The organism is Streptomyces californicus, from assembly GCF_000717645.1.
GTDB classification, from domain to species: domain Bacteria; phylum Actinomycetota; class Actinomycetes; order Streptomycetales; family Streptomycetaceae; genus Streptomyces; species Streptomyces californicus.
The window spans coordinates 42,938-54,817 of sequence record NZ_JNZZ01000029.1 but is presented as its reverse complement, the minus strand read 5'-3'; the positions used below and the strand labels follow the sequence as shown (position 1 = coordinate 54,817).

The following is an 11,880-nucleotide window of genomic DNA, read 5'->3' as shown; positions in this document are numbered from 1 at the left end:
AGCGAGGAGCCCATGAACGACAACACGCCCGACGCGGGGACCGCCGACGGGACCGCCGCCCCCGAGCCGCGCCCCTCCGGCGTCCAGGGCGGACCGTCCGCCGTGCTGCGGGGCGCACCGGGGTTCCGCGAGCCGCCCGAGGACTACGTCGAGGCGGCCAGGGCGGCCCCCGACCACTGGCTGTCCGTCATCGACCGGCACTGGAGCGGCGACGAGGACGAGCCCACCCCGGCCTGGGCGGTCCTGGGGCGCTGGCGCAGCGACGCCGACGGCGAGATCGTGGAGTGGGAGGAGAACACCGCCTACCGCCCCTCGCCCGACGCGCACGGCTGGGCCCCGCCGGTCAGCCCCGTGGACGCCGCCGTGCAACTGGTCGCCACCGGCTACGCGTCGGAGGACCTGTTCGCCCTGATGGTCGCCGACGCCGAAGTGGCCGTGTGCCTCGACGGGACGGGCGGTCTGGCGGTCACCGACGCGCAGGACGGCACCGAGGCCGTCCCGGTCTTCCCGGCCTCCCCGGCACTGGACCAGGACCGGCTGCCCCCGCACGAGATGATGCTGGTCCCCGACCTCCTGGGCCGGCTGCCCGAGGGCAAGGAGGTGCTGGTCCTCAGCTCGTCCGCGCCGGTCGGCCAACTCGTCACCGCGAGCGCCCTGCTGGCGGCCCGGGCCGAACTGGAGGAGTTCGCGCGCCTGGAGGAGGCCGACGCCTGGCCCCCCGCCCCGGCGGCGGGCGACCGCCCGGACGCCACCCCCTGGCCTCCCGAATCCGCCGAGGAGCGGCCCGAGTTCTTCCGGGGGGAGAGCTGACCCCCCGGGCCGCCGGAGGGCCGTGCCCGCGGCGGCGGGGCACAGCCGGGCGGCGGGGAGGGCAGGACCGGGCGGTGGCGAGGGCAGGACGAGGCAGGTGCCCCTCCTCCAACTCCGCTTCGGGCGGGTACGGTTCCTCCGTGACCGGAATCCCCACCCGGACGGGGATTCCGCTTGCCGCCCGCTCGCCGGCCCCGTGCCCCGTCGCCGAGGGGCCCGGCCCGGCAACCCGTCCCGCCGGACTGTCACCTGATGAGCCCGCCGGACTGTCAACCGATGAGAATGAGTTCGCGACCATGGCCCGTGTCTTCTGTTCCTGGAGTGCCCGCCGGTGAGTGAGTACGTCGACAGGTCCGGCCCGGAGACACCTTCCGCTCCCGGACCCGAGCCCCTCCCCGCGGCCGAGGACGGCCCGGCGATACCGGACCCGGAGCCGGGGCCCGCGCCGGCCGGAGCGGTCCCGACCGTCGGCGGCCCGGCGAACCCGGCCCCCGCACCGGCCGTCGTCCCCGCCGGTCCGACGGCCCCCGCCCCGGACGGCTCGGCGGCAGCGGACGGGCCGATGCCCGAGCCGCCCCCGGAGGTGGTCGAGGCGGCCCGGGAGCTGCCCGACCGCTGGCTCGGCGTGCCCGACCCCGCGTGGTCGGGACGGGGCGCACCCCCGGACTGGGCGGTCCCCGGCCGGTGGCGTACGGACGCCACCGGCGCGATCGTGGCGTGGGAGGACAACGACGGCTACCGCCCGTCCCCGGCGGCGCTCGGCTGGCCCCGGGCCACCGACCCGGTGGAGTCCGCCGTCCAGCGCGCCGTGACCGGCTACGGGCCGGCCGGCGAGGTCCTGCGCACCCTGGCCGCGTCGAAGGTCGCGGTGCTCACCGGACCGGACGGCGGACCGGCGGCCCTCCGGTCGGCGCAGGGCGACCCCGTGGTCCCCGTCTTCACCAGCCCGGCCCACCTCCGCGCCCTCGGATCGCTCGCCGCCCGGCTGCTCCCGGTGGCCGACGTGGTCGCGGGGCTGCCCGAGGGGCACTCCCTCTACGTCAACCCGAACGGACCCGCCGGGATGATCATGGAGACCGAGGCGCTGGCCGAGGAGATCGCCGCCCAGGAGCGCGGCGAGGCCCGGCCGGTGGGCACGGACGGCCCGGGAGCGCCGGACGCCCCGCGCGTCCACGCGGTCCGCGTGACCGACGCCGACCGCCTCGCCCCGCACACGGCGGCCCGCGTGGACGCCGCCGGGACGGAGGTCCGGGCATGAGGGGCAGAGGACTCTTCGCACGCCGACGCGGCGCCGGAACCGCCACCGGCCCCGGGCGCGACCGCCCGGCGGCCGTGCCGACCGCCTCCACCGAACCTGGCGGCGGTGCCGAGGAGGGGTTCCTCGTCGAGGACCACGACGGCATGCTGCTGCTGCGGACCTTCTCCGACGAGACCCTCACCCCGGCCGACGTCGCCGACCTGGCCCGCACCATGCGCGCGGACGAGGACACCGTGACCGTCGTCGCGGGCGCCGAGGGGGCCGGCTCCGCCGCCTTCTGGCCGAAGCTGAGCGAACTGCTCGACACCCTGGGCGAATCGGGGGCCGACAGCGTACGGCTGGTCATGCCCGGCGCCGGGCACGAGACCGAGGGCCGGCCCGCCACCGCCCGCCGCATCGCCGACGCCTGGCGGATGGCGGTCGAGGCTCCGGACGGGCCGCCGCTCGTAGTCCCAGGCGGCTCCCTCTTCGTCCCGCCCGCCGAGGGCGCCGCACCGCGGCCCTCCGCGGGCGGCTGGTGGCGGTTCGCGCCGGGCGAGCGGCCGAAGCCGCTGGGTCCGCGCAGCCCGCAGCCGTCCTGGCAGTCCGCGCTGAACGGCCTGCCGTCGGCCCTGGCGGGCGGCTGCGTCGTCGAGCAGATACCCGCCGGGGTGCTGGTCCGCCCCTCCGGGGCCGCGCCGGCCCGGCCCGGCGACCTCTACCACGCGGTGCCGGTCGACCCCCGGCGCCTGACCGTCGTGGTCGGGGTGCCCTTCGGCGAGGACATCTCGGCCGAGGAGGTCGCCGAGGTGCTCGAAGCCCTGCCGGACGACGTCCAGGTCGCCGTGCGGCTCGTGCCCGGCGGGCGGCGCGATCTGCTGCCGCTGGCGCAGTCGGTCTCCGACCGGCTGGACATCGAGGTGGAGGTCATGACCGGGCTGCCGCTCGTCGCGGCCTCCGGCCCGCTCGGCACGTACTCCGTGCGGTCGGTGCTGGCGACGCCGGACGGCGTCCCGACGTGGATCCCGTTCGTCGACGCCGTCCGCTGCGCCCCGCCGGACGCGGAGGGCCGCGCCCGGCCGCCCCGGCTGCTGCGCTGGAGCCCCCCGCTGCCCGGGCCCGCGCGCCCGGAGGAGGGCGTGGTCGGACTGACCGACGACTGGCAGCTCACGGTGACCCGGGCCGGCATGTGGGTGGGACCGCGCGGCGGCCCGGCGCTGTCGGCCCGCCGGGTGGACCCGGGCGGCCCGGTGATCGAGCTGGGCGTGCCGGGCGAACTGCTCGACGCCTCGCTGTGGCCGGTCCTGTCGAACGTGCTGGAGTCCCTGGCCCCGGACCTGCGCGGCCGTACGACCCTGCACGTTCACGGTGCGGCCCGCGACGGCGGACGCGAACTGCGGCGGCTGGCCGCCCAGTACGGACTGCGCACCCTGCGCCACGCCGCCCCGGCCCCGGTCCGGGCCGGGCAGGCGGCCCCGGGCCGCCCCGCCGCTGCCGCCGCCGGTCCCGCCGCGCCGTCGGGAGCTCCCGCACCGGCATCGTTGTCACCGACGCCTCCGGTACGGGGCACCGCGCGCCCGGCACCGTCCGGACCCGCGGAGCGCCCCGGCCAGGGCCCGCGCACCCAGTCCGCCCAGCCCGCGACGGCGGCGCACCAGCCGGGCCGGACCTCCGGGTCCACCCCGGCCCCGGCGGCGAAAATCGGCGGCCGGGAGGCGCGCACGGACCGCGCCCGGCAGCTCCGGGAGTCGATGGCGGCCGGGTCGGAGACGAGCGCGGGGACGGGCACGGCGGCGCAGGCGAGCACCGCGACGGGTGCGGGCGCGTCCAGCACCCCGCGTACGCCCGCGACCCCGAGCACGCCGAGGGCCTCGGATACGTCGAGTGCTTCGGGTACGTCCAGCGCTTCGGGTACGTCCAGCGCCTCGGGAACCTCCGGTGCGTCCGGCAGGGGCCCGGTGCGCGGGGAGCGGGAGCGGCGGGCGAGCACCTTCGACTGGTCGGACGACGACCGCGTTCCGACGGGGTTCGCCGGGCGGGCCCGCACGCCGGCGGCGACCTCCGGTCCGGACGCGCGCCCCGAGGCGGCCGACGGAACCGGTACGACGGCCGGGAAGGCCACGACGTCCGAGGGCACGGGAGCGACTGAGGGAGACGCCCCCGACGCCCCCATCGCCCCCATCGCTCCCGAAGCCGAGAACGCCGCCGAGCAGAAGAAGGCTCCGGCGGGGGCCGGAGACCCGAAACCGTCGTCGGCGGCCCCTGACGCATCGGCGACCGAACCGGAGGCGGAGGCGGGACCGGACGCGGACCCCGGCCGGGGACCGGGAGCTGACCGCGACCCGGGACCGGACGCGGACCCCGACCCGAAGCCGGAAGCGGGACCGGAAGCGGACTCCGCCCCCGACCAGGACCCCGACCGCGCCCCGAAGCCGCAACCGGAAGCGGACCCCGACCCGAAGCCGTCCGCCGGGCCGGAGGACCCCACCGAGGTCCCCACCGAGATCCCCCCGGCCGCTCCCCGCCCCACCGGCACGGACGTCCGGGATCCGGAGCCCGCGCCCGCTCCGCCGGGGCCGGCGCGCCGGCCGGCGGCCGGGTCCTCCGACCCCGCGCCCGCGACGGCGCCGGTCACCTCGACCGCCTCGTCGGACTCCGGAGCCGCCCGGGTGCCGGACGTGGCCCCCGTACCGGACGCGCCGGACGCGGACGTACCGGACGCGCCGGATCCCCGAGGCGTTCCCGGCGTCGCCGACACCGGCCACGCGACCGATGACGGTGACGGCAACGACGACGGAGAGGGTGCCGGGGACGAAGACGCGGAGCCGGTGGCCCAGGAGCCGCTTCCCCCGGTCCTCCTGGACCCCGGACACCGCAGCTCCGAGGCCGAGCGGACCGCCTTCCGGACGCTCGCGGGCGACCTGTGGGACCGGCACGGCGCGGCTGTCGCCCGTGCCCTCGCCCGGATGCCCGCTCTGCGCGGGAAGGAGCAGGAGGCGGCCCGCGCGGACCTCATCGCGCTGCGGATGTATCTGCACCTGGCCGAAGGGCCGCTCAGCCACGGCGCGTTGACATGGAGTCTGCGCGACCGCGAGCTGGACCTGCTGCCGTACGGCGCCTGCGTGGCCTCGGCGCTCAACCGGATGCCGTCCTACCGGGGCGTGGTGCTGCGCGGCACCGCCGTCTCCGCGGGCGCGGACCGCCCCGCCCCGCCGCGTCCCGGGACGCTGCTGCGCGACGCGGCCCTGCTGAGCACCGTACGGCCGGACGCCGGCGCCGCACCGCCGCCGGGTGACAGCTATGTCATCTGGTCGGTGGCCGGCCGCCGTGTACGCCAGTTCTCCGAGCAGCGCGGGCCGGAGGAGGTCGTGTTCGCCCCCGGGACGCTCTTCCGGGTGCTGGCCGTCCGCCGCGCGCGGCCCGGCGTACAGATCCATCTGCGTGAACTGACCGGACCTGCCGAGGCGGTCGCGCCCGATCCCGAGGGGGACCGGACCGTGCTCGCCCGGCTGGAGGCCGTCGCGCCCGGACCCGACGCGACGCCCAAAAGCGCCGGCCCCTGGCCGGACCGCTGCACGGGCGCGGTGGGGGCCGGGCCGTGACGCGACAGAGAACCCCGACAGGAGCGAGGACCTTACGTGGCACGAGAGCATGATCCGACCCCCCGCATACCCACGCGGTCGGGCACATCCAGCGGCGAAGGCGGCACCGGGAACAGCCGGGGCTCCGGCGGCCCGTCGGTGTCGGTCCGCCGCGCGGTGACCATGCCGGGAGCGCCGGGGGACCCCGGCAGCGCACTGGCGCCGGGCGGCGGTACGACCGCACCCGCCGCCGGAGCCGCCCCGGAGGCCGCCACCCGGGCGGAGACTCCGGCGTCCGCGAGCCCCGCAGGCACGAACGCCGGTGCCGCCGCGTCCACGAGCGCCACCACGGGCCCGGACGCCGCCAGCACCGGAGCGCGCGCCGAGGCGCCCCGGGAAGAGGCGGAGGGCGCCACCAGACCCTCCGCCTCCTCGGCGGCGGCAGCCGCTTCCGTACCGTCGTCGGCGTCGTCGTCGGCATCCGTCCCGACCGCTGAACTGGCGACCGTCAGCACCGACGGCCCGGCTTCCGGCAGCGCGGCGACCGCCACCGGAACCGGTGGCGGCGGCGGGGCCAGTACGCAGGAGGGCGACGAACCGCCCGGCAGCCGGCCCAAGAAGCCGATGCTCGCCGCCGCCGGCATCGTCGGGGCGCTCCTCATCGCGGTGCCCTTCCTCTTGGCGGGGCAGGACGACCGCAAGCCCGAGCGCACCCGGACCGAGAACGCGGCCGGCACCGTCCTGGACAGTGAGCGGCCTCCGGTCCCGGAGACGTACACCAGCCAGACGCCGGCTCCCGCGCCCACGCCGAGCAAGAAGAAGGAGGAGAAGAAGGAGAAGAAGGCGGTCGCGCCGGTGGTCCACCAGCCGCCGGTCACGGTCTCGCCGACCCCCTCCCCAAAGAAGTCCGAGGCCGAGGAGAAGCCCGAGCCCAAGGCCAAGGCGAAGGTCAAGGCCAAGGCGCTGACGCCGGCCGAGCAGCTCCGCCAGTGGGCGAACGGGCGCTCCGGGGTCCAGAACACCGTGATCAAGAACGCGTCGACCAACCAGTGCATCGACATCGGCGGTTACGGCAAGGGCAAGATCAACAACGCCGTCAACCAGTACCCGTGCAACGGCACGACGGGCGACAACCAGTTGTGGAACCTCGACATCGTGGACAAGGACGGCGGGCCCCAGAACGCGCCCCTCTTCCTGATCCGCAACAGCAAGGACGGGCTCTGCCTGGACCTGGGGTACTACAACGCCCGTTCGGCGGGGACGAAGATCGGCCAGTTCCACTGCAACGCGTCGGGCGACAACCAGCTCTGGTGGCTCGACCCGCGCGGCGACGGGACGAACTGGATCCGCAACGCGGTCAGCAAGGACCTGTGCCTGCGCCCGACCGGTGGTGCCTCCGCCGGGAACGACGCCCGGCTGGAGATCGCCGACTGCGGCTTCGGCGATCGCTGGATCGTCTGAGTCCTGAAGTGTTGTGACGTCGCCCTCGTCTGCCCGGTGCGGTTCCCAGCACCGGGCAGACGGGGGCGTTCTCCTGCGCCCTCGCACGGGGCCGGAGCGGCCGGCGCCGCGGGTTCGCGGGGCGGACGCAGCCGGCGTCGCGGGCGGGTCAGCGCAGCTCGGCCAGGACGGCGTCCGTGAACGGCGTCCACGCCTCCGCGGCCCACGGGCCGAACGCGCGGTCCGTCAGCGCGACGCAGGCCGCGCCCGCCACCGGGTCGATCCACAGGAACGTGCCCGACTGGCCGAAGTGCCCGAAGGTGGCCGGGGAGGACGAACTGCCCGTCCAGTGCGGGGACTTGGAGTCGCGGATCTCGAAGCCGAGGCCCCAGTCGTTCGGGTTCTGGTGGCCGTAGCCCGGCAGGACGCCCTTGAGCCCCGGGTGCACGACGCTCTGGGCCTCCAGGACCGTCCGCGGGTCGAGCAGACGGGGGGCCTGCACCTCGGCGGCGAAGCGCACCAGGTCGTCCACGGTGGAGACGCCGTCCCGGGCGGGGGAGCCGTCCAGGGTCGTGGAGGCCATGGCGAGCGGTTCCAGGACGGCCTGGCGCAGATACTCCCCGAACGGGATGCCGGACGCCTTCGCGATGTGCTCGCCCAGCACCTCGAAGCCCGCGTTGGAGTACAGCCGGCGCTCGCCGGGCGGGGCCGTCACCCGGTGCTCGTCGAAGGCGAGGCCGCTGGTGTGGGCGAGGAGGTGGCGCACCGTGGAGCCCTCGGGCCCGGCCGGCTCGTCCAGTTCGACGGCCCCCTCCTCGTACGCCACCAGCGCCGCGTAGGCCGCGAGCGGCTTGGTGACCGAGGCGAGGGGGAAGCGGTGGCCGGTCGGCCCGTGCGTGCCGAGGACCGTGCCGTCCGCCCGTACGACGGCGGCCGCCGCGGTCGTGACCGGCCAGGTGTCGATGATGCGCAGGCTCTCCATGCCCCCGAGCCTAACGGCCACCCGTACCGCCCCGCCCCCGGCCCCGCGCCACCTCCGCCCGTACAGCTGTCGCACCGCTCCCGTACCTCCTCGCGCCCCCTCACGCGGCCAGCGGATGCGGACGGTGCGCAGGGTGCAGCGGGGCGAGCCGGGTGCCGAGCGCCATGATGCGCATCGCGCGTTCCGTGGCGTCGGCCAGGAGTTCGCCGCTGCGGCCGATCGCCTCCACCAGCGTCATCGGCGCGGGCAGGATCGCGCTGTACGCGTCCACGCCCACCTCCCGCACGTCCTGCGCCCCCGGCCCGATCGTCCCGGCCAGCGCCAGGACCGGCACCCCGGCGTCCCGCGCCCGCCGCGCCACCTCCGCCGGGATCTTCCCGCGCACGGTCTGGTGGTCGAGCGCCCCCTCCGCCGTGATCACGATGTCGGCGCGGGCCAGCCGGGCGTCCAGGTCGAGGCCGTCCAGGAGGACGTCGTACCGGGGGAGGAGCCGGGCCCCCACGGCCGCCAGCCCGGCCCCGAGCCCGCCCGAAGCGCCCGTGCCGGGAGCCGTCCGCAGATCCAGCGGCTCCCGGCCCGGCGGGGTGAAGGCCGGGGCCACGTCCCGGGCGAGGACGGCGGCCAGCCGCTCCAGGCCGGCCGACAGCAGTTCCACCTCCGCCGGGGTCGCGCCCTTCTGCGGCCCGAACACCCGGGCCACCCCGCGCTTGCCGCAGAGCACGTTGTACGGATTGCACGCCACGAGCAGCTCCGTGCGGGCCAGCCTGGGGTCGAGCCCCGCCGGGTCGATGTGCTCCAGCTCGTACAACGCGCCGCCGCCCGGACGGAGTTCGCGCCCGTGCCGGTCGGTCAGCCGGGCCCCGAGCGCCTGGAGCGCCCCCGCGCCCCCGTCCGACGTACCGGAGTCGCCGCAGCCGACGAGGACGCGCCGGGCCCCGGCGTCCAGGGCCGCCCGGATCAGCTCGCCGACCCCGTACGTCGTCGTCGCGCCCGGGTGGCGGCGGTCCGGCGGGACCAGGGAGAGCCCCGCGACGGCCGCCATCTCGACGACGGCGGTCAGCGCGCCGGGGTCGCCCAGCAGCGCGAAATGGGTGGGGACCGGGTCGCCCACCGGGCCCGTCGCGGTGGCCCGCACCAGCCGCCCGCCGCTCGCCAGGGCCAGCGCCTCCGCCGTCCCCTCTCCGCCGTCGACCAGGGGGATGAGGTCGAGTTCCGCGTCGGGGACCACCCGGCGCACCCCGGCGGCGATGGCCTCCGCGACGCGGGCGGCCGACAGGGACTCCTTGAACCCGCTGGGGGCGATGGCGATGCGGGGCGTACGGGGACGAGGGGTCATGGCTGGGTCTCCAGGAGGACGGGCACGCCGAGCAGCGGCCAGACGGCGAGGGCGAAGAGAAGGACGAGGGCCGCGGTGAGCGGCGCGAGGAAGGCCGACAGCCGCAGCAGATCGCGCGGGGTGTACGTCGGGGTGTCCGGCACGTCCGCGAAGAGCGCGACCGGCTTGGCCGAGGACGGCAGGGTGTGGCAGAAACCGGCGGCGGCCGTGGACGCCAGCGCCGCCGTGACCGGATTGACCCCGGCCCCGACCGCCGCCGCCACCACCAGCGGCACCAGCACGGAGGACCGGGCGGAGCGGGACTGGAGCGCCAGATGGGCGGCCGTGCTGACGAGCGCCACTCCGGCGAGGAACAGCCACGGGGGCGTACCGGCCCCCAGGGGTATCCACCCCACCAGCCAGGCGGCCGCACCCGAGTCGGAGAGGGCGACGCCCATCGCCATGGTCGCGGCCATGAACAGCAGCAGCGGCCAGGGGACCGTCCGCAGCCCGTCCTTGAAGCGCACCGTGCCGAGCGCGGGCGAGGTCGCCACCAGTGCGCCGATGAGCGCGACCACGGCGGGCGACACCCCGTGCAGCGGCTCGCTGCACCAGAGCAGGACCACCGTCGCGAGCAGCAGCAGGCACCGGGACTCCGCCGGGGTGAACGGCCCCTCGACCGCTGTCTCCGCGTGCTCCTGGATCTGTGCCGCCGTGATCCTGACCGGGCCCTTCCGGTCGGCGCGGCGGGTCGTCGTCAGCAGCACCAGCTCGGCTGCCAGATGGGAGGAGACGACGGCCAACGGCAGCCCGAGGAGCAGCCATTGGACGAAGCCCAGCTCCTGGCCGGTCTGCTCCCACAGCACCCCGACCGTGATCAGGTGGGCCCCCGCCCCGATGAGCGTGGCGACGGCGGAGAGCAGGATCACGGTGGGGAAGAGGAGCGCCAGCATGACGACGAGGCGGGTCCGCTCCCGCAGCGCGGCGGCCAGCGCCAGGAACACCGGTAGCGCGAGGGCGGCCCGCCCCGAGGTGGCCGGCACGGCGAACGCGGTGACGACGAGCCCGGCCGTGGTCAGGTGCGTCAACTGGCGTACGGTCCGGGCCCCGCCGACCAGGAACACGGCCGCCCGGCCGGCGAGCCCGGTCCGGGTCACCGCGGCCGCCAGGACGAAGGCGCAGATCAGCAGCCACACCGTCTCGTCGCCCAGGGTGGCGAACAGGGCCTCGCTGCTGATCACCCCCGTCACCGTCAGCGCCAGCCCCGCGCCGAGCGCGACGTAGGCGTCGTCCACCGGGGTGGCGATCCACGCGGCGGTGGCCAGGACGAAGACGGCGAGGGAGAGCCGCCCGTCGGCCCCGAGCCCGGGGGCGGCGCCGGGAACGGCGAGGAGGGCGCAGAGGCCGGCGGCGGCCCCGAGGCCGAGGATCCGGGGGAGAGGAGGAGACACGCTGTACAGCCTCGGAAGGCGGGGTGAGCGGTCGATGAGCAGCCCGTGAAGGACCTTTCATCTGCCCCGCGGTGCGCTTTCGGGCACGATCGCCCGTGGTCACGCCGTTCCCGCGCGGCTTCGGACCTCCTGCTTCGGACCTCCTCGGGATTGCTTCAGACCTCCTCGGGATGCGGGGAGTCGAGTGCGTCGAGCTCGTCCCGCGACAGGCGCAAGGAGCCGGCGGCCACGTTCTGGGCGAGGTGGACGGGATCGCCGGTGCCGGGAATGGCCAGGACGTGCGGGCCCCGGTGCAGCGTCCAGGCCAGCCGGATCTGCGCCGTGCCGACCCCGTGGGCGCGGGCGACGGCCCGTATCGCGGGACCGTCCTCCACGGTCGCGCCGGCGGTACGGCCGGTGCCGGCGATCGCGTAGAAGGGCACGAAGGCGATGCCCTGTTCACCGCAGAGGTCCAGGAACTCCGACTGCTCGCGCGGTGCTCCGATGCCGTACATGTTCTGCACGCACACCACGGGCGCGATGGCCACGGCCTCCGCCAGGTGGTGGGGGCGGACGTTGGACAGCCCCAGGTGGCGGACGAGCCCCGCTTCGCGCAGTTCGGCGAGCGCGCCGAAGCGTTCGGCGATCGAGTCGGCGCCGACGACGCGCAGGTTCACCACGTAGAGGTGGTCGCGGCCGAGCTGGCGCAGGTTCTCCTCGACCTGGCCGCGCAGCCGGCCGGGGTCGGCGTGCGGCAGCCAGTCGCCCGAGGGTGCGCGGCCGGGGCCGACCTTGGTGGTGATGACGAGGTCGTCCGGGTAGGGCGCCAGCGCCCGGTTGACCAACTCGTTCGCGCTCCGCAGCGACGAGAAGTAGAACGCGGCGGTGTCGAGGTGGTTCACGCCCAGCTCGACCGCGCGGCGCAGCACCGCGATCGCCTGATCGCGGTCGCGCGGCGGTGCGGTGGGCGAGAACGCCTCACCGGTCTGGGGCAGGCGCATCGTTCCGAAGCCGAGCCGGTTCACGGTGCGGTCGCCGAGCATCCAGGTGCCCGAGTCGGCCGCGTTGACGGTCTGTGAGGTCAT

At 76.5% G+C, this 11,880-nt stretch carries 8 protein-coding genes; 4 read left to right on the top strand and 4 right to left on the bottom strand.

The annotated features are described in order from the left end of the window. Positions 1 to 12 precede the first annotated feature (12 nt). The 4 genes from IF19_RS0129640 to IF19_RS0129625 all read left to right on the top strand — a co-directional run bounded on the left by IF19_RS0129640 (position 13) and on the right by IF19_RS0129625 (position 7,089). Complete coding sequence (locus IF19_RS0129640; RefSeq protein ID WP_050493868.1) at positions 13 to 810, top strand: type VII secretion system-associated protein; 798 nt, start codon at positions 13 to 15, stop codon at positions 808 to 810. Positions 811 to 1,141: 331 nt separating this feature from the next. Further along, positions 1,142 to 2,068: a type VII secretion system-associated protein gene (locus IF19_RS1000000135735; protein ID WP_063744248.1), complete on the top strand. Its 927-nt coding sequence runs from the start codon at positions 1,142 to 1,144 to the stop codon at positions 2,066 to 2,068. Further along, entirely contained in the window at positions 2,065 to 5,649 is a 3,585-nt protein-coding gene (locus IF19_RS0129630) for a hypothetical protein (protein WP_030277056.1), read from the top strand. Before IF19_RS1000000135735 ends, IF19_RS0129630 begins: the two co-directional genes overlap by 4 nt. Positions 5,650 to 5,685: 36 nt before the next feature. Continuing rightward, entirely contained in the window at positions 5,686 to 7,089 is a 1,404-nt protein-coding gene (locus tag IF19_RS0129625) for an RICIN domain-containing protein (protein ID WP_234313211.1), read from the top strand. Positions 7,090 to 7,237: 148 nt separating this feature from the next. Here IF19_RS0129625 and IF19_RS0129620 read toward each other — a convergent pair whose 3' ends face one another. The 4 genes from IF19_RS0129620 to IF19_RS0129605 form a co-directional block, all read right to left on the bottom strand. After that, a complete protein-coding gene (locus IF19_RS0129620) occupies positions 7,238 to 8,050 on the bottom strand; it encodes a serine hydrolase domain-containing protein (RefSeq protein WP_030118339.1) in 813 nt (270 codons plus the stop codon). A gap of 100 nt (positions 8,051 to 8,150) precedes the next feature. Then, complete coding sequence (locus IF19_RS0129615; RefSeq protein WP_030118340.1) at positions 8,151 to 9,386, bottom strand: glycerate kinase family protein; 1,236 nt, start codon at positions 9,384 to 9,386, stop codon at positions 8,151 to 8,153. Continuing rightward, complete coding sequence (locus IF19_RS0129610; RefSeq protein WP_050493867.1) at positions 9,383 to 10,816, bottom strand: SLC13 family permease; 1,434 nt, start codon at positions 10,814 to 10,816, stop codon at positions 9,383 to 9,385. The genes IF19_RS0129615 and IF19_RS0129610 overlap by 4 nt, the downstream gene beginning before the upstream one ends. Positions 10,817 to 10,971: 155 nt before the next feature. Next, on the bottom strand, positions 10,972 to 11,880 hold the full coding sequence (locus IF19_RS0129605; RefSeq protein WP_030118342.1) for an aldo/keto reductase: 909 nt from the start codon (positions 11,878 to 11,880) through the stop codon (positions 10,972 to 10,974).

What these genes read in the sequence shown, in the direction of transcription:
- IF19_RS0129640 (WP_050493868.1), top strand. Translation starts at nt 13, where the DNA reads ATGAACGACAACACGCCCGACGCGGGGACCGCCGACGGGACCGCCGCC.
- IF19_RS0129630 (WP_030277056.1), top strand. Translation starts at nt 2,065, where the DNA reads ATGAGGGGCAGAGGACTCTTCGCACGCCGACGCGGCGCCGGAACCGCC.
- IF19_RS0129620 (WP_030118339.1), bottom strand. Translation starts at nt 8,050, where the DNA reads ATGGAGAGCCTGCGCATCATCGACACCTGGCCGGTCACGACCGCGGCG.
- IF19_RS0129615 (WP_030118340.1), bottom strand. Translation starts at nt 9,386, where the DNA reads ATGACCCCTCGTCCCCGTACGCCCCGCATCGCCATCGCCCCCAGCGGG.
- IF19_RS0129605 (WP_030118342.1), bottom strand. Translation starts at nt 11,880, where the DNA reads ATGACCTCACAGACCGTCAACGCGGCCGACTCGGGCACCTGGATGCTC.